Source organism: Paraflavitalea speifideaquila (genome assembly GCF_032395985.1).
In the GTDB taxonomy this organism is placed as follows: Bacteria; Bacteroidota; Bacteroidia; order Chitinophagales; family Chitinophagaceae; genus Paraflavitalea; species Paraflavitalea speifideaquila.
In genome coordinates this window covers 3,608,893-3,632,645 of sequence record NZ_CP135920.1, presented here as the reverse complement: position 1 = coordinate 3,632,645, position 23,753 = coordinate 3,608,893, and the positions used below count along the sequence as shown (strand labels likewise).

Below are 23,753 nucleotides of genomic sequence, written 5' to 3'. Positions count from 1 at the left end.
GTTTCCAGGGCTAAACCTTATTTGAATCCAAACAGGAAGGGAAATAAAAAGGTTACGATAGCAGCCCACAGGCAGTAGACGGGCAGGAAGCGTGAGATGGCCTTTCTTACGCCGGTTATTTCAGTCTTTTGGTAAGCACCTTGAAAAGTTGTGTTGTTACCAATAAAAGGTTGATTAATATCAGTACATTACTGCCCAGCACGGCGGCTCTGTTGGGTGTTATACCCCATGCAGAGATCCGGAATAGAATGGCAGATACCGCGATACTGTTCACAACGATGGTTACTATTGACAGTAGTGACAGTACCCATATCTCACCCTGACTTTTAGTAACCCTGGAAGATCCAGCAACGGAAAAGAAAATGAGGGCCATTACGCCAATTAATAAGGCATTAAAGATCAGCAGGAACTCCCGGTCGTTGTAGGGGTTTTTGCCCGAATAGATGATGGCGATGAGGTAAGTGACCAGCATGACCAATACCAGGGGCTGAATATTTTAGCGATCACCGGCGACACCCTGCCTACCAACTGTGGATTGGTTTGGATCAGGTAAGTACCTATGATGGGGACAAAGGGCAGCCCGAATAATACGATGTTTTCAAAGTAGAACTTTTCAATCTGAAAGCCGATTAGGGAGAACAGGCCAATTGTCATACCGCTTAGAATCCCGCCAGCTATCACGATGAGCGTTGTCATCACAACCAGGTCGCCATTATATCCCAAATAACTGAGCCGTTGTTCTATTTTATTGTATTGATGGTTTACAAAAGTAAACCCTGTTACTGCCCACAACACGATGACCAAATGGATGCACGATAATTGCAGGGTATCGCTTTGGGTGTTATGGGGAAGTGAGTTGATAAAAATAATAGCTGCGAGTAGGATTAGGGCAACCATCGCGATCTTACCGGTAGATAATTTATTCTTCCAGGTAAAATAGGCTGTCAATGCCGGAAAAAGGATAAAACCGGCATTCCTGGTATAATAGAATTCCTCGTTAACAGGTAATATGGCCGGCAGTTTGGCTAGTAAACCCGCAATGAGTGAAGCAATGATCACAAATAACAAGTCCCTCCTTGTACCCCAGGCGATCTCATTGCCTGAATGGCTGAGCCTTTCGTTCCAGTATTCGGCGAGCAAAGAACCCTGAAAGCCGGGATACAAGGCCCTGAACTCCCGCTTAAACTGCGCTTTATTGGTTCTGTACAGCTTTTCGAGTTCCTTCGGATCGTTGATGTACCTGATGATGGTTTCTCTCATGTTGTTGGGTTTTATTGCCTGGTGAAACGCACGGTTAATTATTTAAAAGAACTTTGTGTTTCAAAGTGTATAGGTAAAAAATATAGGCTTTTGCTGCAGGGCAAAACAAAGAATGCAGCTAATTGTGCAGTTTGCCCCTTTCTTTGTTTCTATTGCAGTTGTAATCATTGCTATTTCTGTGATTTAATTAGTTTCTCCATTGCCTTCAGGTGGTCATTGAAGGCCTTCCTGCCTGGTTTTGTCATGAAATATTTGGTATTGGGTTTCTTGCCAATGAATGACTTTTTAACGCCAATAAAATTCTCCTGCTCAAGCGCTTTGAGGTGACTGGCCAGGTTGCCGTCGGTTATTTCAAAATAATCTTTCAAGGCATTAAAATCGAGTGTATCATTAACCGCCAGTATTGACATAATGCCAAGCCTGATCCTGCGTTCAAATGCCTTGTGTAAACCGTCTATTAACATGCTCATCTTTCGTACCGGTAATGCATATAAATTCCGTAAATGATATGGACCAGTCCAAAACCTAGGGCCCAGCACAACAATCCATACCCAACAAAGCAGGTGCCCAACAGCCCTAGTCCTATTTCGATTAGCCCCAGGCTTCTCACTTCCTCATAAGTAAACTTACTGGCATTGTACAGGGCCAATCCATAGAATATTAGGGTAAAGGGTGCCAGGAAGCCTGTCATTCCCCGGGCGATAAAAATCAGCAGCAGCAGCCCGCCGGTCACAAGCGGTACTGCCATGTTGAGCAGGAGCCGCTTAGCGGTCGAGTTCCATAACTTTTCTCCACGTGTATGCGCCTTCCGGACTGAAAGGAAGATGGAAGTACCAATGGCCAGCACCAGCACCAAAATGGCTAAAAAAGCACTTTTAGCAGGTCGGCAGGTATATTACCTGGAGAAACTGTTCCCGGAGCTATTTGACCGGGGTTAAAAGAAAAGAACTGATAGGCCATAAAGGCGCCCGCCAGCGCATAAATACCCGCCATAACACCCGATAAGCCGGATAGATACAGGAATTTGGAGGAGCGTTCCATCATGGAGCGCATCTCGGCTATATCCTCTATATAATGCTGGTTTTCCTTCATGTGAAAGTACTTTGTATTTCAAAGCTAATACAAAAACGGGATTCGGGCAAGAGCCGGTATAATTTTTCCCTGGGATACCCAATACCCCTGCATAGTAAGGGAACTACCGGTTGGTCTCACTCACCCAATGAAAGGGCCGCTCCGACAAGGGAAAGGGCGCTGGTCTCCTGCGCAGTAGCAGGTACATTGAGTCCTTATCCGGAAAACTGGTGAGTTCTACCCATACACTGTCTTTGATATGATAATTAAATCGTGCAAGGAAAGTAGCATCTGAGGAGGTCCGCCTTAAAGATATTACTTGTGTAGTGCTGTCAAACCTGGCGTTAAAGTAGCCACGACCGTATCGCTGGCGGAAACGCTTATCGGTTGTCTTGATACTGCCATCGTCTGTCTTTTCAAATTCTATATTCTGCCAGTATAAAGAATCGGGCTTACTGATATCGATCGTATCTCCCTGCATTGTTTGCCTTACTACATCATAGATGCCCGTAGGAATGGGTACCGTTTTAGAGACGGCGGAGCGACGTTGTGCTGCGGGAATGACATATTCCAGTTGTGTATAGAGCTATTGGGTGGGATATGGAAAAGAGGGACTCAGGAAGATACAGTAGAACAGAAAGAAGAAGCGGAATGCTATTCTTTGCCACCAGGCCCAGTGGGCGCTAAGTGTAGAAGGGAACTTCATGCGGTTAGTTTGACGTTAAGATACGTAAAATTTATTTTTGCCTAATAGCAGCAAAACAACCGCTTGTTCCCTTAAAGTAATCGCTAATGCCTTCCGGCGGCCAATGCCTGCTTTTGCAAAATACTTTTACAAAGCCTTTCTGGTTAATGGATAGATCAACCTAAAGGTGCTATTCCTATTTCTTCATCATAAACTCATTAACATGAAAACTTTTGAACTAAGGAACGAGGAGACAGCCATACTTGACCTGAAAGACTCGCCTGGCATCAGTGCTACCAATGTGAGCGACGAAGATGCTAAATTCTATGTTGACTACCTATCAGGGCACGAACACTGGAGCCCGGTTACGGGTGAAAAGATCATCAAGCCAGGAGGCACTTTTGACATCACCAAACCACAGATTGGCCACGATGTGGTGCGGGTGGGCGCCCGTGGGAAGCACAACGGTACTATTATCATCAGGGGGCGATATTAACCCTGCCCTCCCTCCTATTGCTGTATGAGGAAGTATCGAAAATAAAATCAGGGCTTGGGAATCGCTTAAACGGCCTCCAGTCCCGGGCAGGGACCCGAATAAAAAGAGGGTGTATCGTACTTTTGAGAATACACCCTCTTGTATTATGGATTTGTTAAAAGAAAACAGTAACGACTAAAACATATTGATACATTTCGATGTTTCTATGTAAGTTTGCACTACAGTTCACAAAGCTGACCGGCTATGGTGCTTTACGACTGGCGGATGTAATATGGATTAATATTACTTCTCCTTCCCAACGATCTTATTGCCTGTATTACAAAGCAATTCGATGATCCCTGCGGTGCAGGTGTATTGTTGCGACCCTTAATTTATTTTATAGAACCATTCTGCTATCTCTTTTATGAAAAGATCTATTTACATTATGGCGCTGGGCGCCTTTGGCATTATTACTACAGAATTTGGCGTTATTGGAATACTACCTACCATTGCCAGGGAGTTTAATATTTCTATTGATACGGCGGGTTGGCTATTGAGCGGCTTTGCGCTTACGATCGCTTTATCGGGGCCATTCACCACCCTGCTCACTGCTAAGATCAACAGAAAGGTGATCATGTGTCTTGTATTGGGCATTTTTGTACTGTCCAACCTGCTTTCGGCCTTTTCAACCAGTTTTGCCATGCTGCTGGTGGCCCGTATTTTACCAGCTTTCCTTCATCCGGTATTTTGGGCAGTAGCCACAGTAGCAGCCAGTAAACAGGTAGCGCCCAAGGATGCACCCAAAGCGGTATCCGTTGTGTTGGGTGGGTTGAGCATCGCTACGGTATTGGGCGTACCCATCACGACCTATGTGGCCGAACTTTTTAACTGGCAGGCCTCCTTTCTGCTGGCCGGAATCATTAACCTGATCGCTTTTGCGGCATTGGCCTTCCTGGTCCCTTCGATGCCGGTTACCGAAAAACATCTACTAAAAGTCAGTTGGTCATTTTAGGTAAAGGACAATTGTGGGTAAACCTGGTAGCTACCCTTATCATGATTGCCGGTATGTTCGCCTCCTATGGCTACCTGGCCGAGTACCTGGAAAAGATCTCGCACATGAGCGGCGGTCAGATCAGCCTGATGCTGTTGTTGTTTGGTGGAACAGGTATTGTTGGTAACTGGCTGACGGGAATAGCGCTTAGTAAAAATGTATTGCTTACTACCCGGATATTCCTGCTGTCGCTTATATTGATCCACTTTGCGGCCTATACATTTGGTGGCTTGTTTGTGCCCATGGCCATTATTATCTCTATTTGGGGATTCATCCATACGGGTGGTTTCCTGATTGGGCAAACCCGTTCCACCTCGGTAGCACTGGAAGCGCCTGAGCTGGCGGCCAGCCTCATGGTTTCTTTTGGAAATGGGGGTGTAACGCTGGGTACGCTGCTGGGAGGTTTTATCATTACAGCTTACGGTGTACAGGAAGTAGTATGGATCAGTACGGCCCTGCTCGCTATCACCTTTGGGCTCACTTTTGTGGTGGTAGGGAAGAAAAAGGCGGTGGCCGTAGTGCAACCAGAAGTTGTGGAGGCAGATCAAGAGGTGCCAACGATCGAGGAAGTACCACAAGTAGCAGTGGCTTCGTAGTGCAGGGATGCCGTCCGGTTGCCGGGCGGCATTTTTATCAGGGAGTTATTTCCAGGTCAAAAGCAGCATTCAGTACGAGCCTGCCTTCTACCTCTGCGCCGGTACCGGACAGTTTCCAGCCCTTCATTTTGCCCGTTTTCCCCTTGACCAATAAGTCGGCCAGTTGTTTATCTGATAACTTTTTCCCAAATACCTCAAAGGGTAGTTTAAAACCACAGACCTTGAAGTTGGCGCATCCATAGGCTGTATTGCCCTTCTTCAGTGGATATGCCTTGCATTTTGGGCATTGCTGTTCTTCTATTACTACTGCTTTTTAGGTTCCCTGGGTTTTGCTTCTTTTTAGGTTTCTCTTCCTGTTCTTTTGCAGTGGGGGCTGGTTCATCGGGGGCCACAGTTATTACTTTATAGGTGGCCGTTTTAACCTCAGTAGTCAGGTCTATCACCATCTGGATCAACTCTTGCTTGAAGGTTTCCATCGCATATTCCCCTTTTCAATGAGGCGTAATTTGCGTTCCCAAATTCCTGTCAGCTCCGGGCTTTTCAATAGTTCATTTTGGATCGTATCGATCAGGTCAATACCTGTTTGTGTGGCAAAGATGTTCTTCTTCCGTTTTTCGATGTACTTGCGGCGAAACAAGGTCTCAATAATATTGGCACGTGTGGAAGGCCGGCCAATACCATTGTCTTTCAGCAGTTCCCGCATTTCTTCATCATCCACTTGTTTGCCGGCTGTTTCCATTGCACGCAACAAGGTAGCTTCGGTAAAAGCTTTGGGAGGGGAGGTTTTACCTTGGTGTATTCTGGGGGTATGCGGGCCGCTCTCTCCTGCTACAAATACAGGCAGTATTTTTCTTCCTCCTCCCCTTCTTTTTAGCGGTCGCATCATTGGCATATACTTCTTTCCAGCCGGGCTCCAATATTTGTTTCCCTGTTACTTTAAAGGGCACCTGCCCTACTTTACCCAGCACTGTGGTATTGGAGATCTTACACTCTGGATAAAAAGCAGCAATGAATCGCCTGGCCACCAGGTCATAAATACGTTTTTCCTCTGGCCCTAGTCCGGAAGGATACACTCCTGTAGGAATGATGGCATGGTGATCTGTTACTTTTTTGTCATCGAACACTGTCTTCAGTTTCGGGATCGGGTTGGCCAATATTGGCGCGGTGAATGTGGCATAGGGTGTCAGATCCTGCATAATGGTGGCAATCTTGGGGTGCAGGTCTTCCGATAGGTAGGTGGTATCTACCCTTGGATAGGTCACGAGCTTCTTTTCATACAGGTTCTGGATATATTTCAATGTATCATCGGCACTGTAGGCAAATTTTTTATTGGCCTCTACCTGTAGTGCCGTAAGGTCGAACAAGCGGGGATTGCCTTCTTTTCCTTCTTTTTCTCAAAGGAGGTGATCTCAAAAGGATGTTCCAACAGGTAGGCCAAGCCTTTTTGGGCCCTGTCCAGCACTTTGATCCGGTCGATGGTGGCTGTAAATTCGGTTTCGCGGTATACTGTTTTTAATTCCCAGTACTCTTCTGATACAAAGGCATTGATCTCCTTTTGCCTGGCTACGATCATAGCCAGTGTGGGGGTTTGCACTCTTCCAATGGAGAGTACTGTTTTGCCGCCCTGGGCAAACTTTTTAGTAAATAACCGGGTGGCATTCATGCCCAGCAGCCAGTCGCCAATGGCGCGGGCGCTGCCTGCTGCATAGAGGTTGTCGTACTGATCGGCATTTTTAGTCTTTGGAACCCTTCACGAATAGCATCTTCTGTAAGGGAGGATATCCATAATCTTTTCACGGGCACGGTACATTGGGCTTTAAGCAATACCCAACGTTGTATCAGTTCGCCTTCCTGGCCGGCATCGCCACAGTTGATCACCTCATCGCATTGCTTTACCAGTTGCTCTATTACTTTAAATTGTTTTTGGGCACCTTCGTTGTCGATGAGCTTGATGCCAAAGCTGGCAGGTATCATGGGCAGGTCTTCCAGCCGCCAGTATTTCCATTGGTCGGTATAGTCATGCGGTTCCTTTAGGGTACAGAAATGCCCAAAGGTCCAGGTCACCTGGTACCCATTTCCTTCGAGGTATCCCTCCTTCCGTTCTTTGGCCCCGATAATGGCGGCAATATCCCTGGCCACGCTGGGCTTTTCAGCAATGCAAACCTTCATAGTCCTATAAAAGAGGGCAAAGTTCGTATTTTTTGGGAGGAAGCAGGTTGCTGGTTCTATAGTCTTTATTACTTACCAGGAGCCAGTACGATCAGGGGCTTTCCTTTTTCTACCACATAGGTAGCAAATAAACGTTGCGCCAGTTGTGCCTGTGAAATACTGACCTGCTTCCGCGCCCGGGCAATTTTGCTGCCAATCAAATTAGTATCCATACGCACTATATTTTGTTTTTATTGATACAGTAAAGATATAATGGTTCATTGCCATCCTTAGTATAAATGCAGCCACTGTTGGTTGTAATTACGGTACCAGTAGTTGTTTTTAACAACCTGCAGTGGCAGGTGGGTAGAAATATTATTGACTAATGGCGCTTTCCCGCTTTCACCGGTTTGGGGGTTGTTATTCAAAAGGGTAAATTGTTGCATGAAGCAAGCTTATCTATTCCTGTTACTGTTACTGATTGCCTTTAGGGGCTCTTCCTTTGCTTGTTCTACCTTTTTTACTAAGCAAGGATGGCCGGCATATTTTTGGTCGCAATTACGATTGGGTAAGCGGCAATGGCATGATGATGATCAATGCAAAAGGTACGGCTAAAACCTCCTTTCAACAGGAAGAAAGTAAAACGCTATCCTGGGTAGCTACTTATGGCAGTATCACCTTTAACCAGTTTGGCAAAGAGTTCCCGCATGGGGGCATGAATGAAAAGGGGCTGGTGGTGGAACTGATGTGGCTCAACGCAACAAGTTATCCTGAGACGGACAGCCGTGCGGCCCTGAATGAACTACAGTGGATACAATACCAGCTCGACAACTGTTCCAATATAGATGAAGTGGTTGGTACGGACATAAAACTACGCATCAACCGGGCAGATGCTGCGCCACTGCATTACCTGGTAGCGGATGCCCGTGGCCAGGCGGCTACGATTGAATTCCTCAACGGTAAAATGGTGGTGCACCGGGGCAAAGACCTCAGGTACCCGGTATTGACCAATACGGTTTATAGTGATGCCGTGAAGCAGGTAAAAGGAACGAAATCAACCACAGGGTTCGATAATTCGGTTGAGCGTTTCGCTACGGCCTGCAACATGATCAGCCAATACCAGGCAGCTCCCAATAACCAGGACCCGGTGGACTATGGCTTTCATATCCTGAATAAAATAGCGCAACCAGGTTATACCAAATGGAGTATTGTGTACGATATTACGAACCTGCAGGTGTATTGTATCACTGACCGGCAACCGCAGCGTAAGCAGATCGCTTTCCGGGATATTGATTTTACCTGCAGTAATACGCTGCCTGCCTTGCCCCTGGAGGCAGTACAAAAAGGGAATATGGCTAAACTCTTTACGCCTCAGCTTTGAAAAGAACAGAGCGCTTATTGTCCGGTCGGCACGCGAAAGCAGCAGCCAGATCAATGTGTCGCAAGCCTCTGTCGATAAGGCAGCGGCTTACTTCCGCGAAATACGTTGCCAGTAACAGGGTACGGTCTATTGAAAAACACCTCTGTCTTTTGCATTAGGAGGAAATCTGTATCAGGGTGTTAAACGCAATAACCTGGACGAATACCCGTTACAGTAGATGGTCTACTTTTGGGCAAAAGAATAATGCAATGAGCACCAGGACTATCAAACTCACGGTTTCTCCTGCCATGGGGAAGGTATCTGCCATTGTAATGGCGCCGGCTAAACCCATTGGGATCCTTACGCTGGCTCATGGTGCGGGAGCCGGCATGGATCATCCTTTCATGGTGCAACTGGCCACGGTGCTGAAGCAGGCAGGGATGGCCACTTTGCGATTCAACTTCCCTTTGCCGAAAACAAAAAGGAAGACCTGATACACCCGCTGTGGCACACCAAACGATTGAATCGGCTATCAAAAGGCGCAAGTGTTATTTCCGGCTCTACCCCTGTTTGTTGGTGGTAAATCCTTTGGTGGCCGCATGACCTCTCAATACATCGCTGCGAATAAACCTGAATCCGTAAAAGGGCTTATCTTTTACGGATTCCCTTTGCACCCTGCCGGCAAACCTGGTATTGACCGGGCGGAACACCTGAAGGCAATAAAAGTACGGATGCTTTTTCTACAAGGCTCGAAAGACGCGCTGGCTACCTGGGACCTGGTGTCGGGTGTGTGTAAATCGCTGAAAAAGCCAGACTGGTTAAACTGGAGGGTGCGGATCACTCTTTCAAGGCCGGCAAAACGGATACGATGGCCTTGCTTACTGAGGCCACGGTACAATGGGTGTTATCGGTTGTGCAGTAGTAAGGTGGAATACCTTTGGATCTTTTAAGACAGCACTTTTCCCGCCCATTTTCTACAATAAGTGGCTGTTTTGTCGTTTGTTGCTATCAGCATACTCTATCCATACAGAAGGCATACTGAAGGTATACTGTAGCTATACTGAAGGGGTAGAGGTTATTGATTACTGAATATTGATTACTCCGGCTTTGTATATGCTTTACTGTTGTTTTCTGTGCTTTGCTTCCCGTCTTTATCCTTTCTTTTCAGTAACACATCAGGGCAAACGTACGACACTGGCCAGGCCATTTCCAAATTCAACCTGTCGTTTCGGCTTTTTTTGGTCGTTTCTGCTATAAAACGACGTCATTGTAGTCAATTTATAGCCGAAACGACATAAACCGGCAATGGGGTATTGGAAACGGGTATCTGCAAGTCGTATGTTTGTAGTGAACAGTTACCAAAGCAATCGATCATGTGGACGGGGCCCCTAAGCATGGTTGATGATGATGAAGAAGTGTTGTGCAACACTTGTTGAATGGAATACAAGCTACGAGCCACGAGCTTTGAGCTATGAGCCGTTCGCTTCGAACTTCCAGGATTTGGCTTTCGCTGTTAAGTTATAGGGATCAGCGGTTGACTGGTTGTTTTCATCCATCAACTGAGGGCTATTGCCACTGGGGAATTTTCTGATACGTGTGATCAATGGTTATGGTGAACGTCGACTACCAATCAAAGAGCAGCACGTTAGCAAACGGAAAGCGTTGGGTCCAGGATTTGGTTGTTGGATTTTTACAATCAGTGCCAGGCCGGCAACCGGCAGCATTGTTGCGGGCACGCGGGCTTGCACGGAGGCCTGCGGGTGTCCGGAAGGTAAAATATACCGCTTATCTTACTATACGCATACAAAGCCCTGCTCATTGGAGCGGGGCTTTTTCTGTTGTTCTGTCCCGGTGCATGACATATATCCGGTTCTTTGAACACGGTTGTACAAATATTACTACAAACATTTTCAATTTATTGTACAAATGGTCTCTCTCCCCGGCCATACCTTCAATTTATTTTGAATAATTCTAATATCAATTAACCATCATTCATTAATCATCCCCATGAAAAGAATTTTACTTATTCTGGCGGTACTATTTACGGGACAACTTTATGCGGCGGACTACTATTGGGTAGGCGGTGGCGGTAGCTGGAGTGATCTGAACCACTGGCGGCTGGACAGCAGCGGCGGAGCTATTCCCAGCATTGTACCATCTTCGGCAGACAATGTATTTTTCGATGCGAACAGCGGCTTTACGCCAGCCAGCAGGAACATTCTCATCGGTTCCAACGTGTTTTGTAACAACATGACCTGGGGAGCGGTGGCCAATAGCCCTTTCATCCTTGGCAGCGCTACACAGATTTGCTGGCTGGCTGAAAAAAACATTCCATGTTTACCAGTGGGTGGCTCATTGCTCCTGATGGGTTCATTTAGGTATCGGAATCACTGCCTTCGTGCAGGATGGTTATATACCCATCCGTTCCATTCACCCGGATACGCTGACCGTCCTTTATGAGTTGGGTTGCCTGCTCCACTCCTACTACGGCCGGTAATCCATATTCGCGGGCTATTACAGCTCCATGCGTCATCAGTCCACCCACTTCTGTTACCAGGCCCTTGATGGATACAAACAAGGGAGTCCAGCTAGGATCGGTAAAGGTGGTCACCAGTATGTCGCCTGGTTCCAGATCGGCCTCTTCCATATTAACCATTACACGCGCACGGCCCTCTATCACCCCGGCAGAAACAGCGAGCCCTGCAATAGCACCTTCCGGGAGGTTTTCCCGCTTGTAAGCGCCTGTAATGATCTCGCCATTTGATGTCATCACCCGTGGCGGCGTTAATTGAGCATACCGTTTGTACGCCGCTTTGCGTTCATTGATCTGTTCGTAATTTACCTGTTGGTCGCCTCTCGCAATTCCACAAAGCTCTTCCAAACTGAGGTAGTAGATATCTTCTTTTTCATGGATAATGCCAGCATCTGTTAGTTGTTGGGTCTCTTTTAATAAAGCCTGTTTATAAATAAAATAGCGCTTGACCATGCTGTATTTGGGATATTCCCGATAACCGGCGAAATTCCTGATCTGGTCGATCATTCGTTTGGTTTCTGCGGCTTTCTGTTCACCACCTGGTAGTTGTTTCAATCGATCTAATAACTCCTGTTCCTTTTTCAAAGCTTCCTGCAGACCCTGCTCAAATTTCCGTTTACTGGCACCTGGTTCAAAGTTTTTGATATTACTAAGGATCAGGGAATGAGTATGGTTGGCTTTTCACTCCAACGGGTTTTTGTAATATCGATCTCGCCGGCACAGCGCATGCCGTATTTGTTGAGATAAGTGTTGATAGCGTCGTAACTTTCCTCTCCTCCCGGCAACTTAACCAACTGCTCCCCAAGCCCTGGTCTTTTACCTGTTGTAAATAAAGGATCACCTCCGGATAAGGGCGGATCTTATCTGCTACATCCAATAACGCCAGCCCCATTTCTGAAGTAATATTGTTGGGTACGGATTGGGCCAGGGTATCGGCTGGATTCTTTTCGCCTAACCATTCGTTCATTTTTCATTGATCCATGCTGCAGCGTTGATCGATGCCATGATGGCGCCCATATTGCGCGGGTCAAATAGTGCCTTCTTTGAGTCCCGCAGGTCTTCGAGGATAAAATCGAATACTTCCGGCCCCGACTTTGTGCTGAGGGCTTGTCTTAATGTTTCTATGGATGTTTCTCTATGCTGGATCAACTCTGCAACGATTGCGGGATCGTTGTCCATGGGTGTGTGGGGCGGAATAGCCGGATTGCTTTTACCGGGGACTGGCGCCTCCTGATCGGTGGGAGGTGCTGGTATAAAGTCGCCCCGTTCGAGGATGGTCAACAGTGCATCTTTGATAAGGGGATCTGATTTGCCCAGGGTATCCATCACTCCTTTTCTGCCGGCGGATGTACGCAACATGGGGGCTACATCAACAAACAACCTGCCGGCGGCGGTGTACATATGGCCGCGGGCTGAAGCCAACCAGAAGGATAAACCCAATGGTTTCAGCGGGTCGGTCATCATTTGTTGATGGCCGACAGATATATACAAGTGATTTTCCTGGTCATTGGCTTGAGGGACCGGGAATAAGGTTGTTATGGGCCGGCTCTGAACAATATAGAAGTTATTATCCGTCAGGCACCACTCAATGTCCTGTGGGTGGCCAAAATGGGTTTCGATCGTTCTGCCCAGCCGCTCTAGTTGTACTATTTGCTCATCCGTTAAGGCCTGTGTGTTCTGCTGCGCCGGCCCGATCGCTTGTTCTTTTGTTCCTCCTTCGGGTAAGACATAAATGGCCAGTTGTTTGGAAGATATATGCTTGCCGATCACCTGTGCATTGCACACTTTATAAATATCAGGATTTACCAGGCCGGCCACCAATGCTTCGCCCAAGCCGAAGCTGGCATCAATTGATACAACTTTTCTATTGCCGGTGATTGATCGGCCGTAAACAAAATGCCTGCTACTTCGGGGAAGACCATCTTTTGAACAACTACCGACAAATAGACTGCACGGTGATCGAAACCGTTTTGTATTCTGTAAGTAATTGCCCGTTCAGTAAATAAGGAGGCCCAGCATTGGGAGATGTGCTGAAGGATGGCTTCCTTCCCCACAATATTCAAATAGGTATCCTGCTGGCCTGCAAAGGAAGCTGTAGGCAGGTCTTCGGCCGTTGCACTGGAACGTACAGCGAAGGCTTCCTGCTTATCATACCTTGAGAGGTAACCTGTAATCGCGTCTGCCATGTCTTTGGGAAAGGGACTACTTTCAATGGCTTTACGGATACTGGTACTGAGGGTGTTAATGGCTGATCGTTCTGTTGCTTTTATAGGTGTTAATGCATCGAGCAAGCTGTTAAGTTCCTGGTTATCCCTGGTTATTTTTTTATAGGCTTCGGTAGTAACACAAAAACCAACCGGGACTGCTATCCCGGTAATGCGTGATAGTTCGCCCAGGTTAGCGCCCTTGCCTCCTACTGACATGATCATTGATTGGTCGATCTCCTGAAAATCAAGTACGTATGTGCTCATATTGGCTGGTGATTATTAGGTGGGAAAGTGTCCAAGGTAGGTGATTTACAGGGCTGAAACAGAAGTCTAAAAGAAATAAACTTTTGAACAAATGCATGCTTGTGCATGTTAAATAGCAAAGGACCTGCGCAAATTTTGCAGGTCCTTTTTTTTAGCAATGATGCTATGTATCAGTTCTATTTTTTGAGTGATAATAACAGGGTATCCAGTTTCGCCAACGTTGCTATCATGCCCTGTTCCATGCCCATTTGATGACCGTTTCCAGGTCGGCCAGCGATTTATAGGTTACGACTGTTTCTACCAAGGCATTTTCTCCTTTGTCTGTAAAGGTAACCCTCCAATCAGCACGAGGCAGGTCTTTGTTGATCTCTCCTGCTTCGTTGCTAAAAGCATCCAGGGCTGTATAATAGTCGATCGGTTGTATTTTCACGTATTCTGTATAACCCCAGTATGCTGTACCGTTTGGTTCTACCATGGCATAATGCCAGTGACCGCCTTCGCGGAAGTCCATTGATTTGGTCTTTGTGATTAACGGGGCCGGCGCAAACCATTGGTCAAGCATCTCGCTTTTGGTGTGACAATCCCAAACCAATTGTCGGCTGGCTAAAAACTCACGTCGTACAGTCAGCGTATTCTTTGCCTTATCGGCAATGAAGTCGAACTGCAAGTTGTGTGGCATTATTTTTTCTTTTTAATGGTTAATAAAAGTTGATCCAGTTGCAGGAACCGGCTTTCCCAGATCTTCCTGAATTGTTCCAGCCACTTATCTATCTCTTTCATTTTATCAATTTCAAGCAGATAGTAAATTTCCCTGCCCTGGTGGTCTTGTTTGACCAGGTCGCATTCAGTTAAAACCTTTAGGTGTTTAGAAATGGCTTGTCGTGTTGTGTCAAAATGTTCGGCAATAGCATTTGGGGTCATTGCCTGTACGGCAATTAAAACAAGGATGGCCCTTCTTGTCGGGTCGGCAATCGCCTGGAAAATATCTCTTCTCATTAGATGGTCATTTCTGTATGAATGGATTGGTAACAGTCCGGTTGGTTACTTAATTTAGTATATAAAGAAACCAACCAGTTGCGAATATACACGCAACTAATCAGTTTCTAAAATCTATCTGAACCCAGGCTCCGGGAAGCCTGCTTTGGATGGTGCAACAGAAAGGGAGGGAAATTAATACCGGGTCTTGTCCAGATCGCCTTTTGAAAATATGTCAATTAGGCTCACCTACTTAGTTCGAATCCGTATCTCCCGACGAAAAATTAAAAGAGCCTTCGAGTCGTTGGATTTGAAGGCTCTTTTAGTTCGAAGTATTCTTGTTGATATAAATGTCCTACAATGGCTCAAACAAATCATTCATCGTTATAGTGCTTTGTATAAACCCAATAGAGTGTATATTTTCTTTTAACCCCCATGTGGTTATGAGTACGGGGAAAACGCTTTTCGGGTTTGTACTTCCTCTTTAAAGCTGAATATTTTTTTTTTTCAAATTCTTTCTTGTATGTTTTGGTCAGTGTGAATGGCTCCTGAGTAAATTTCACTTCGCAGAGATTAATTACATGATCTCTTCTGTCTATCAAAAGATCAATCTGAACGCTTCGTTCTTTGTTTACCCATGAAGCTTCCTCTGTATAAACTCCACTTATACCCAATGCTTTTTAATAGCATGAATGTGTTGGAGGCATATACTTTCGTAAGCATAGCCGCTCCATGCCCGCCATGCAGGACTATCTATCCGGCTTAACCATGCTCCAGAACCAGATAACTTCTGGTCTTTTATGAATTTAAGATAAAACAGTGTATATGGATCCGAAAGTCTATAAAGGCTATCTCTTATTTTTTTCCAAATGGCACACTTTTGCTGACAAATCCACCTTCCTCCAATTCCCTTAGGATGGTCGTAAGAGCACCTCCGTCTTTAATTCCCCCTAATTTCACAATTTCCTCCCTGCCAAGCCCTTTAGGCTTTCCTGCAAGTGCTTCTATTATCGTTATATGTTTGTCTGCATTAGTAAATAAAGAGCGATATAGATTGTCGTATTCTAACGCCAATAATCCATTTTTTGAAAACGCCAGTCTGTCTATTTCCTGAAATGCGCTCTGACCTGATCTGATTTCATTAAGGTAAAAGGAACTCCACCCATGGTCATATATATCTGAAGGATTTGGTACCTATCTAGTTGAATTTGATGAGCGCGAAAAAAACTTTCTGTTTCCTGAAGCGTAAAAGGCATTAAGCTGATCCGTTGTGTAACCCTGTTATAGAGTCCGCCTCTGTTGTTGATCAGTTTATTAATCATCCAGGATGCTGCTGAGCCGCAAACTACCAGGAGCATATCGGAGCGACCGGAAGCCCATGCGTTCCAAAAATGTTCGAGAGCTGAAAGGAAGTTCGAACGGGGTGTATCGATCCATGGTAATTCGTCGAAGAAAATAACTTTCTTGGGCGAACGCAGCTTTTGAAGATAAATTCTAAGTAGATTAAAAGCATCAAACCAATTTTTGGGAAGATTAGTCTGTTCAACTGTTGAGTCTAATTCACTCAAAACAGAAAAGAAATTGGATAGTTGCTGTGTAGTGTTAGCCCGTGCAATGCCAGTCATCTGAAATACAATCTGTTTGTTGTAAACCTGACGTATAAGAAATGTTTTACCGACTCGCCTACGTCCGTAGACTGCCAAAAACTCTGGCTTTTCACTTTTAAGTAATTGATCTAATATTTTTTGTTCCTCTTTGCGCCCAATAACTTTTTCCATTGTTAGCTATTATGCGGCAAGTATAAAAAATATTGACTTAGCGCAAAATATAATGTTATAATTAGCGCTAAGGACCCTTTATTTAACCCTTAGCGCTTATTATGCAGGACATATCTTAATGTATTGTTTGTCAGCGTTTTATAGGATGCCAGCCTTAAAAGTTTCGTTAGAAATTAGTTTTTTAAAACTACTGGCTTAGATTAAAGATTATAAAGTGAGTTCAGGCATTAGGAAATGAAAAATCAACTTATTATAGTGCTTTCTATAACTGGAATCTTGTTTACAGAACTATAATTTTTTATAATTTGATGAAAAGGCTACAGAAATTATATCCCACATATTTTGCTGCACTGTTTAAATATTTCAACTATAAAGAAAAACGAGGTACAATTATTCTTTTTTTCCTATTGCCCATATTTAAGGATAGGTATACGGATGCCTATAAAAGGATAAAACTACCATTGCTATTCTTGAAGAAACAAAAACCATTAATCAGCTCCCTTGGCCATTACAAGGAGACAGCGAAACAGTTTGCCTGAAAAACTGATATTAGAGGATACAATAAGTCACAATACTGGAACTATCATAAAAGCAGGCATAATGTATTTTATTTTGAAAAGCTGACATTAGATTCACTTTCCCGGATCTACATGGAGGACAAATCTTTGCTGAACTTATATATTGTTTTTATAAAGGGAAATTATATGTGAGTGAGGGATGGAAAAAAATATGGAGTTTACAACAGACCTGGTTCTTTTCTTTCCAAAAAGAATAAAACAGGACGTAAATTATACATATAGAAACGGAGATTACCGGAAGATATTTAAATACGTAGGCAAAGAGACGGTGAAAGTGGGCGATCGAACCTATGATAATTGCCTTAAAATGGACATTTCTGAATTGTTTCGCGATTCTAAAAGAATCGGCACGGTGTGGTTCGCTAAAAATGTCGGATTAATTAAATGGGAGAAGAAGAATGAAAAAGTCCCTTATATAAAATTTCCGAAGACGAATTAGTACACTCCTCTTATTTGCGGTACACGGGAGGGCGCTATTGCGCCGTGTATTTTCATTTGTTCGCGTTGCCGATTAAAACCGGCATACCCCTAAATGAAAAGTGTACCTCCGAGTAGCTAAAAATTAAGATATTATAAAAAGTTTACTTTTTGGGCTTATCAAAAATGTAAACGTATGGAACAAAAGCAATCAAGTGGCTTATCGAAGGAGCAAAAAATGTTCGCGTTGATAGCTGAACATGAAGCCAGTTCGATGACAGTAAAAGATTTTTGTGAGTTGTATGATCTTTCACCTGGTACATATCACTACTGGCAGAAGAAATATCACGCCCGGTTGGAAGATAAGCCGATGGAGAATCAAAGTAGTTTCACTTTGCTAACAGTGACAGGGCAGCAAGAGGTTTCCATTTCCCAGGATCTCTTTGCGGAATACCGGGGCATCCGTTTTTACCGGGAGCCATCTGTGAGTTTTTTAAAAGCTTTAATCAGTTAACTTATGTTACAGATCAACAACGGCACCCATTACTGGTTGTATCATAAGTGGGCGGATGTAAGGAAGAGTTTTGACGGTTTGAGCGGGCTTGTTACCAACGAACTGGGAATGGAAATTCAGACGGGTGATGTATTTATCTTTTGAACAAACGGCAAACGCACCTGAAGGCGTTAGAATGGGAAGGGGATGGTTTTAGCTTATACTATAAGCGATTAGAGGAAGGTACCTTTGAGTTACCGGCAGGTATTATGGAAGGCACTCACAGTAGTATTACGGCTAAACAATTAAGTATGATCTTACAGGGCGTTTCTTTGAAGAAAGCGTTTTTCGAAAGCGGTACATCGGTACGATGTAATCCTTATGGATCATGGGTTGAATATATTTGACGTTGCCATCGAAAAATGGCAACGTTTTTTATTTTAAGAAAAACAGGCCGGGTTATCCACATTTTTTGGTGCTGTTTTTTAAAATCATTTTTGAATGCGGGTTTATCCACGCATCGGCTGTATAACTTTCGGTTATACGATATAGCTTAAATGCATAGCCGGGCTATCTTTGTATAATGTCAGCAGCAGCAGAAAATATAGATTACAAAGCGCTCTATGAGCAACTGCTTCCAATGCTGCAACTACAGCAACAAAATAATGGACAATTACTACAAAACAACCAGGAGCTATTACAAAGCAATAAAGAATTACGCGATCAGGTAACGCAGCTTCAATATCAATTGTATCAACTAACGAAGTTACTGGGTGGTTTTAAGACTGAGAAGTTTGTTCCTTCCCCTTTACAGCAACAGCAGGAATTAGGCCTTTCCTTTGAGCAGGGGTATAAAGCAACCAACCTTGCTGATGTTCAAAAGATAAGTTACGTAAAGCAAAAACAGGTTCAACGGGAAAACGGGTTAGCCAATGCCTTTCCGGATCATCTACGGGTGGAAGAGACCGTGATAGAGCCTCCGGAAGATGTGAGCGGATGCGAGAAGGTGGGAGAAGAAGTAAAGGAACAGCTTGGCTGGAAGCCGGGAGAAATATTTCTCCAACGTACTATTATCCCTCAGTATAAATGCTCTGTAGCAGAACGGCCTGATCAGCATCGTATAGTGCAGGCGCATCTTCCAGAGCAAGCCTTGTCTAAGAGCATTGCCACGCCGGAGTTGTTAGCACAGATCATTATAGATAAGTTTATAGATCATAAACCGCTGAATCGTCAGTTGGACTGCTTCAAGAGAAGTAATGTCACCATTGCTTATTCAACCATTACCGATTGGGTACGGCAGGTTGCGAACGTGGTAGCGCCACTGGGCCATCTGCACCTGCATGAGATGTACCAATATGATTATTGGCATGGTGATGAAACAACCATACAGGTTCTGGACAGGAATAAGAAGAAAGATACCCACCAGGGGTATTACTGGACGTACTTAACGCATAACGGGCAACTGATCTACTTTGATTATCATCGGGGAGGGATACATTGGCAGCCAAACATATCTTACAACATTTTAAGGGTCACTTGCAGGTAGATGGTTATGATGTCTATGAAGAGTTGGACATCAAAGGAATACATGTGTTCTTTTGTATGGCCCATGCCCGCCGTCATTTTTATGAGGCGAAAGGCAATGATAAAGTTCGGGCAGAATATGCTTTGACCGAGATAGCGAAGCTTTATAAGATCGAGGAGCAATGTAGAGAAGAGCAGCTCAACCCGGACCAGATCAAAGTGCGGCGGACAGAACAATCTGTGCCTATTTTAAAAGAACTGGGAGAGTGGATGAAGCAGGAGTATGTAAAGCTAAAACCGAAAAGCCCTATAGCACAGGCTATAGCTTACAGCATCAAACGCTGGGACGGCTTAAGTCTCTATGCCTCTACTAATCATTTGCATATTGATAATAATCCCATAGAGCGCTGTATGAAAAACCTGGCTGTCGGACGCAAAAACTACCTGTTCTGTGGCTCGCATGAAGCGGCCAAAAGAGCAGGCCTCTTATACTCGCTGCTGGTTACCTGCAAACTTAATACCGTAAACCCTTATGAGTGGCTCCGCGAAGTGCTTAGTCATAACATCAACGAGATGACTACCGCGCAACTCAGGAAACTCTTACCCCACCAGTGGAAAAAACACAAGCCATCACTACGGCTTAAAGCAAAATTAGGCAACTAAACAATACGATTTTTTAGGCTACTCGGAGACACACAATGAAAAGTGCCCCCTATCGGGAGCACTTTGTTTTGTCTTGCGGGGAGGGAGGGATTGCCTTCGGCGATCCCTTAAGGGGAGGCGTCAAGCACAACAGCAACGGACGGCTGGCGCCTTTTTGTTTTGCCGCTTCCCTTAGCAAAGCAAGCTTTGCACTGTCCGCGCCAAAACAAAAAGCCCCCGCGAAGCGGGGGCCGTCCGTTGCTGTTGTGTTTGCGGGCTGTAGGTTACAGCTTTCGAACCTGTTTGTGGCTGACATGAATAAGATTGTGGATTTTTAAATAGGTATTTGCTGAATTCTCAAACGGCAAAGTGAAAAAGATATATAAACCGGTGATGGGGAATGTGTTCGAACAAATGCAACAATTGATAAGGAGACAACGATTTACTGTAAAATTCGCCTTAGGTAACCATTTTACAGCCTTTTCAAGATACGCGCGATCATTTTACTGCACTAAATTCATAATATAATCATTTTACCGTACAGATTAACAATTTTACCGTAAATTACGGTATGCCTACAAAACCAGCAGGATATCAATGGCTTCAGGAGCGGTATGACTTATCGGGATATTTACTGACCCACTGCTCATATATAGGAAATCCTAGACTCAGATAAATATATTACGGGTAAAACGGTAAAGGATGCGCGATGGCGCATCAACAACAATTTATTAGGCACCGCAGTTTATTGCCCGATGGTGAGAAAAACGAATATCCTTACTGCCTTATTAAGCCAGGATATATCGCAACAAATACAAAAGTTAAAAATGAATTCCCCCGACATCTTCAGACGGGCAACCAGCTATCTCTATACGAAGGAAACCCGCTCTTCCTATGAGATCGAAAAGGAACAGCCTTCTGCCGACAGGATGGAAAAATTTATTGCGTTGCTGGTCAGGGCTGGGACAGAGCAGACAGAATTGCTATTGGCTGAAGCCCGGCTAACACAGTTGCAAAATGCAATAGTCGATCCCAGGTTTGCGGCGAAAGGCTTTCGTAATTTTCAGAACTATATCGGGCAGTCACTATCCAATTACCAGGACCTGATCCATTATGTGTGCCCGCCACCAGCTATTCTATTGTCATTGATGGAAGGTTTAAAAGATACAGCATTTAAAACCATAGGCATCTACCCGGAAATAAGGGCGGCTATCATTGCTTTCGGCTTTGTTTTCATTCATCCGTTTGAAGACGGCAACGGCAGGCTGCACAGGTTCCTAATACACGATATTCTTGTGCACGACGGGGTTGTACCGAAGGGGTTGATCATACCGGTATCGGCCCATATGCTCAATAATATCAGGGATTATGACGCTGCACTGGAAAAATATTCGAAGCCTTTGATGCAGCAGATCAGGTACGATAAAAAGGGAGATGGTGAAATTGAGGTGATTAACCTTAAAGAAGTAGATGGTTATTTCAGATATCCGGATCTGACCGATCAATGCATTTACCTAGCCCAGGTTATTCATGCAACTCTTAAACAAGATATGCCTGAAGAACTTGTATTCATACAACGATATGACGAAGTGAAAAAGAGTTGCAACGCATTGTGGACATGCCGGATAAGGACATTAATATGATGATTGTTTTTCTGCATCAGAATAAGGGTGTATTTCCCAGGAGAAGGCGAGACTATTTTGCCAGGCTAACCAATGAAGAAATAACCTTGATGCAACTGGCATATAGAAAAACATTTGAGTTGGGCCCGGTTGAATGAAAGAGTAGTAGTTAATGATCTCGCAAATTCTAGTCTGCAGATTTCCCTAATACACTTCGAACCTGCCAACAATTTGATAATCAAACATTAAATTGAAGGGGCCTTAAACCCGTGGAAATATTTCGAACGAAAAACGTCTTCAAATTCAACAACTTGAAGGCGTTTCTATTTTTTGCGGAGAGGGAGGGATTGCCTTCGGCGATCCCTTAAGGGGAGGCGTCAAGCACAACAGCAACGGACGGCTGGCGCCTTTTTGTTTTGCCGCTTCCCTTAGCAAAGCAAGCTTTGCACGGTCCGCGCCAAAACAAAAGCCCCGCGAAGCGGGGGCCGTCCGTTGCTGCTGTGTTTGCGGAGAGAGAGGGAGTAGAACCTACTCTCTAATCTAGTTTATTATCAAGGCATTAGGCTCACAGTTTTTGGCTGGTGCACCGAATTTGCCACCTCGGCTTTTATTGATCGTGTTAAATAAAATTACACAACTATTATGAAATGACACAACTTGAGTAACAGCTTTTTAATTATTACAAATCATCAAAAAGCGTAGGCCCAAGCTTCCCTTTTACTTTTTTGAAACCCCGCCAAGATTTCCCTTCCGATATTCTTTCTCCAAAGATTTTCCAATTCGCACAGGCTTTTCAATAGTATGAGCCCTGGTGATTGACGATTCCCCCATTCGTTTTTATCAACTATAACCATTTGGTCTCTCCTCAACTTCTGATCGAGTAAATGTGTATTATGAGTTGTAAATATTAACTGAGAGTTAATTGGATTAATTTCTGGATTATGAAAAGATGCAATGAGCATTTCGAGTAGTAAAGAATGAAACCTTGCATCAAGTTCATCCACCCAAATTAGTTGGGAATTTTTATCGCATAAGCTAAAATGCAAACAACTATAAAATATTTAATAGTACCCGCAGATTCATTTTTCAACAATTCAAACTCAACTTTATCTACTTCCTTATGCTCCTGGTTAAAAACTGAGTGATTAGTATATAACTCAAAATCCCTTATTTCTTTATCAAAAGCCATATTTAAGAAGCCTTTTTCAAATGATGGCTTTGATTTATTTAATTTATCAAGCTTGTCAAATATTGACGTAAATCCTAAATCCGCTGCCGAGATAAATTTGAGAATAAGGTTTGTGTAATCAGAATTTGAATAAATACTCTGTGCTTTTTCAGTTCCTGAATATAAATATCAGGAATAACTAAATTGTTACTTAACCACTTTCCTATCTCTGAAATACTGGTAATATTTTCTTGTGATAAAAGAACGGAAAGTAATAGGATATGAGGCTTCGCAAACTGAATTAACCCCTCTATCTTATTATTATTCTCTTTACTCCATTGTTTGCTAACCTTTATATCCTGGCCGGTTCGCTCAAAAATGTAATTCTCTCTGATTTTCGCTTGGGAATAATAAAGCCCCTCCTCAATGATATAAGAGGAAGTGGCCATTAGTTTATATCTATACTTCGTTTCTTTTATTAAAAATACAATTTCAAAAAAACTCGGTTTATCCTTCATGCTTGTGTTAAGTCGGAAAGGCTCAAGTTCTATGTAGTTTATTATTTGGCCTTTTGTAAACGAAGTAAAGATCAGATTATGCAGGAATTGAAACGCTTTTATAATGTTCGACTTACCATGCGAATTATGCCCGTATATCGCAATGCTCTTTAATAACCTCTCATCTTTATTATATAAATATGGAATATGTAGATTATTCGGTAATTCTTTCAATGAATCCGCTGCCATGTTTAATGTCTGGATCTCCTTGAAAGATAAATAGTTGCCAACTGAAAACGTGATTAGCATATGTAGGTATCAGGGTTCGAAATTATTCAAAAAATGGAATTATCAACAGTTTGTTAATAAGTTAACCCTTCCGATTTGCCTTTTACAAAACTTTGAAAAT

29 protein-coding genes and 5 pseudogenes are annotated in these 23,753 nt (G+C 44.0%); 10 read left to right on the top strand and 24 right to left on the bottom strand.

The features are described from left to right. Positions 1 to 115 precede the first annotated feature (115 nt). The 6 genes from RS881_RS24700 to RS881_RS24675 all read right to left on the bottom strand — a co-directional run bounded on the left by RS881_RS24700 (position 116) and on the right by RS881_RS24675 (position 2,812). On the bottom strand, positions 116 to 478 hold the full coding sequence (locus tag RS881_RS24700) for a hypothetical protein (protein WP_315823527.1): 363 nt from the start codon (positions 476 to 478) through the stop codon (positions 116 to 118). Next, entirely contained in the window at positions 400 to 1,260 is an 861-nt protein-coding gene (locus RS881_RS24695) for a hypothetical protein (RefSeq protein WP_315823526.1), read from the bottom strand. The genes RS881_RS24700 and RS881_RS24695 overlap by 79 nt, the downstream gene beginning before the upstream one ends. A gap of 170 nt (positions 1,261 to 1,430) precedes the next feature. After that, positions 1,431 to 1,730, bottom strand: coding sequence for a winged helix-turn-helix domain-containing protein (locus tag RS881_RS24690; protein ID WP_315823525.1), 300 nt, complete (start codon positions 1,728 to 1,730; stop codon positions 1,431 to 1,433). Further along, positions 1,727 to 2,116, bottom strand: a complete 390-nt coding sequence (locus tag RS881_RS24685) for a hypothetical protein (RefSeq protein WP_315823524.1) — start codon at positions 2,114 to 2,116, stop codon at positions 1,727 to 1,729. Before RS881_RS24685 ends, RS881_RS24690 begins: the two co-directional genes overlap by 4 nt. Before the next feature lie 5 nt (positions 2,117 to 2,121). Next, positions 2,122 to 2,352, bottom strand: a complete 231-nt coding sequence (locus tag RS881_RS24680) for a hypothetical protein (RefSeq protein ID WP_315823523.1) — start codon at positions 2,350 to 2,352, stop codon at positions 2,122 to 2,124. Between the two features lie 103 nt (positions 2,353 to 2,455). Then, entirely contained in the window at positions 2,456 to 2,812 is a 357-nt protein-coding gene (locus RS881_RS24675) for a hypothetical protein (RefSeq protein ID WP_315823522.1), read from the bottom strand. A 427-nt stretch (positions 2,813 to 3,239) separates the two neighbouring features. Between RS881_RS24675 and RS881_RS24670 the strand changes: the two genes are divergently transcribed. The 3 genes from RS881_RS24670 (at position 3,240) to RS881_RS24660 (ending at position 5,138) form a co-directional block, all read left to right on the top strand. After that, entirely contained in the window at positions 3,240 to 3,512 is a 273-nt protein-coding gene (locus RS881_RS24670; RefSeq protein WP_315823521.1) for a hypothetical protein, read from the top strand. 403 nt (positions 3,513 to 3,915) lie between these two features. Beyond that, complete coding sequence (locus RS881_RS24665; protein WP_315823520.1) at positions 3,916 to 4,503, top strand: MFS transporter; 588 nt, start codon at positions 3,916 to 3,918, stop codon at positions 4,501 to 4,503. Beyond that, positions 4,491 to 5,138, top strand: coding sequence for an MFS transporter (locus tag RS881_RS24660; RefSeq protein WP_315823519.1), 648 nt, complete (start codon positions 4,491 to 4,493; stop codon positions 5,136 to 5,138). The genes RS881_RS24665 and RS881_RS24660 overlap by 13 nt, the downstream gene beginning before the upstream one ends. A gap of 37 nt (positions 5,139 to 5,175) precedes the next feature. On the opposite strand, the gene RS881_RS59965 is transcribed toward RS881_RS24660, so the two are convergent. From RS881_RS59965 to RS881_RS24630, 7 genes and pseudogenes are all read right to left on the bottom strand, one after another. Beyond that, positions 5,176 to 5,301 carry a hypothetical protein gene (locus RS881_RS59965; protein ID WP_350340246.1) on the bottom strand — a complete coding sequence of 42 codons (126 nt, stop codon included), beginning with the start codon at positions 5,299 to 5,301 and terminating at the stop codon, positions 5,176 to 5,178. Positions 5,302 to 5,344: 43 nt separating this feature from the next. Further along, the gene (locus RS881_RS24655; RefSeq protein WP_315823518.1) at positions 5,345 to 5,614 is read right to left on the bottom strand and encodes a hypothetical protein; all 270 of its coding nucleotides are present in this window, start codon (positions 5,612 to 5,614) and stop codon (positions 5,345 to 5,347) included. Further along, entirely contained in the window at positions 5,590 to 6,021 is a 432-nt protein-coding gene (locus RS881_RS24650; RefSeq protein WP_315824601.1) for a DNA topoisomerase, read from the bottom strand. The genes RS881_RS24655 and RS881_RS24650 overlap by 25 nt, the downstream gene beginning before the upstream one ends. Further along, positions 5,924 to 6,801: pseudogene (locus tag RS881_RS24645) on the bottom strand (DNA topoisomerase). Before RS881_RS24645 ends, RS881_RS24650 begins: the two are co-directional and overlap by 98 nt. Next, positions 6,798 to 7,277, bottom strand: coding sequence for a toprim domain-containing protein (locus RS881_RS24640; RefSeq protein WP_315823517.1), 480 nt, complete (start codon positions 7,275 to 7,277; stop codon positions 6,798 to 6,800). The pseudogene RS881_RS24645 and the gene RS881_RS24640 overlap by 4 nt, the downstream one beginning before the upstream one ends. A 98-nt stretch (positions 7,278 to 7,375) precedes the next feature. After that, positions 7,376 to 7,519 (bottom strand): hypothetical protein, encoded by a 144-nt coding sequence (locus RS881_RS24635; RefSeq protein ID WP_315823516.1) that lies wholly within the window; start codon positions 7,517 to 7,519, stop codon positions 7,376 to 7,378. 57 nt (positions 7,520 to 7,576) lie between these two features. Further along, positions 7,577 to 7,732 (bottom strand): hypothetical protein, encoded by a 156-nt coding sequence (locus RS881_RS24630; RefSeq protein ID WP_315823515.1) that lies wholly within the window; start codon positions 7,730 to 7,732, stop codon positions 7,577 to 7,579. 35 nt (positions 7,733 to 7,767) lie between these two features. Here RS881_RS24630 and RS881_RS24625 point away from each other — a divergent pair, with 35 nt between their 5' ends. Next, on the top strand, positions 7,768 to 8,667 hold the full coding sequence (locus RS881_RS24625) for a linear amide C-N hydrolase (protein ID WP_315823514.1): 900 nt from the start codon (positions 7,768 to 7,770) through the stop codon (positions 8,665 to 8,667). Between the two features lie 248 nt (positions 8,668 to 8,915). Then, positions 8,916 to 9,596, top strand: a pseudogene (locus RS881_RS24620) (alpha/beta hydrolase family protein). Positions 9,597 to 10,715: 1,119 nt separating this feature from the next. On the opposite strand, the gene RS881_RS24615 reads toward RS881_RS24620, so the two are convergent. The 8 genes and pseudogenes from RS881_RS24615 to RS881_RS24580 form a co-directional block, all read right to left on the bottom strand. Next, on the bottom strand, positions 10,716 to 10,976 hold the full coding sequence (locus RS881_RS24615) for a hypothetical protein (RefSeq protein ID WP_315823513.1): 261 nt from the start codon (positions 10,974 to 10,976) through the stop codon (positions 10,716 to 10,718). A 44-nt stretch (positions 10,977 to 11,020) separates the two neighbouring features. Beyond that, positions 11,021 to 11,824 (bottom strand): PEP-utilizing enzyme, encoded by an 804-nt coding sequence (locus tag RS881_RS24610; protein WP_527250435.1) that lies wholly within the window; start codon positions 11,822 to 11,824, stop codon positions 11,021 to 11,023. Positions 11,825 to 11,828: 4 nt separating this feature from the next. Continuing rightward, positions 11,829 to 12,146, bottom strand: coding sequence for a hypothetical protein (locus RS881_RS24605; protein ID WP_315823511.1), 318 nt, complete (start codon positions 12,144 to 12,146; stop codon positions 11,829 to 11,831). Further along, positions 12,143 to 13,602, bottom strand: a pseudogene (locus RS881_RS24600) (PEP/pyruvate-binding domain-containing protein). Before RS881_RS24600 ends, RS881_RS24605 begins: the two are co-directional and overlap by 4 nt. Positions 13,603 to 13,876: 274 nt before the next feature. Then, the gene (locus RS881_RS24595; RefSeq protein ID WP_315823510.1) at positions 13,877 to 14,329 is read right to left on the bottom strand and encodes an SRPBCC family protein; all 453 of its coding nucleotides are present in this window, start codon (positions 14,327 to 14,329) and stop codon (positions 13,877 to 13,879) included. Next, positions 14,329 to 14,646 carry an ArsR/SmtB family transcription factor gene (locus tag RS881_RS24590; RefSeq protein WP_315823509.1) on the bottom strand — a complete coding sequence of 106 codons (318 nt, stop codon included), beginning with the start codon at positions 14,644 to 14,646 and terminating at the stop codon, positions 14,329 to 14,331. The genes RS881_RS24595 and RS881_RS24590 overlap by 1 nt, the downstream gene beginning before the upstream one ends. Positions 14,647 to 15,480: 834 nt before the next feature. Continuing rightward, on the bottom strand, positions 15,481 to 15,699 hold the full coding sequence (locus tag RS881_RS24585) for a hypothetical protein (protein WP_315823508.1): 219 nt from the start codon (positions 15,697 to 15,699) through the stop codon (positions 15,481 to 15,483). A 29-nt stretch (positions 15,700 to 15,728) separates the two neighbouring features. Continuing rightward, on the bottom strand, positions 15,729 to 16,403 hold the full coding sequence (locus tag RS881_RS24580; RefSeq protein ID WP_315823507.1) for an AAA family ATPase: 675 nt from the start codon (positions 16,401 to 16,403) through the stop codon (positions 15,729 to 15,731). A 1,191-nt stretch (positions 16,404 to 17,594) separates the two neighbouring features. Here RS881_RS24580 and tnpA point away from each other — a divergent pair. From tnpA to RS881_RS24555, 5 genes and pseudogenes are all read left to right on the top strand, one after another. Next, on the top strand, positions 17,595 to 17,912 hold the full coding sequence (tnpA, locus tag RS881_RS24575; RefSeq protein ID WP_315814461.1) for an IS66 family insertion sequence element accessory protein TnpA: 318 nt from the start codon (positions 17,595 to 17,597) through the stop codon (positions 17,910 to 17,912). Positions 17,913 to 17,915: 3 nt separating this feature from the next. Continuing rightward, positions 17,916 to 18,298 (top strand): annotated as a pseudogene (gene tnpB, locus RS881_RS24570) (IS66 family insertion sequence element accessory protein TnpB). Between the two features lie 176 nt (positions 18,299 to 18,474). After that, positions 18,475 to 19,913, top strand: a pseudogene (tnpC, locus tag RS881_RS24565) (IS66 family transposase); the annotation flags it as partial. Further along, positions 19,911 to 20,078, top strand: a complete 168-nt coding sequence (locus RS881_RS59960) for a transposase domain-containing protein (RefSeq protein ID WP_350340245.1) — start codon at positions 19,911 to 19,913, stop codon at positions 20,076 to 20,078. The pseudogene tnpC and the gene RS881_RS59960, both read left to right, overlap by 3 nt. Positions 20,079 to 20,884: 806 nt before the next feature. Continuing rightward, entirely contained in the window at positions 20,885 to 21,700 is an 816-nt protein-coding gene (locus RS881_RS24555; protein WP_315823505.1) for a Fic family protein, read from the top strand. Between the two features lie 668 nt (positions 21,701 to 22,368). On the opposite strand, the gene RS881_RS24550 is transcribed toward RS881_RS24555, so the two are convergent. From RS881_RS24550 to RS881_RS24540, 3 genes are all read right to left on the bottom strand, one after another. Beyond that, positions 22,369 to 22,683, bottom strand: coding sequence for an AAA family ATPase (locus tag RS881_RS24550; protein WP_315823504.1), 315 nt, complete (start codon positions 22,681 to 22,683; stop codon positions 22,369 to 22,371). A gap of 5 nt (positions 22,684 to 22,688) precedes the next feature. Next, the gene (locus tag RS881_RS24545) at positions 22,689 to 22,868 is read right to left on the bottom strand and encodes a hypothetical protein (protein WP_315823503.1); all 180 of its coding nucleotides are present in this window, start codon (positions 22,866 to 22,868) and stop codon (positions 22,689 to 22,691) included. A 74-nt stretch (positions 22,869 to 22,942) separates the two neighbouring features. Continuing rightward, positions 22,943 to 23,593, bottom strand: coding sequence for an AAA family ATPase (locus tag RS881_RS24540; protein ID WP_315823502.1), 651 nt, complete (start codon positions 23,591 to 23,593; stop codon positions 22,943 to 22,945). Between the last annotated feature and the right edge of the window lie 160 nt (positions 23,594 to 23,753).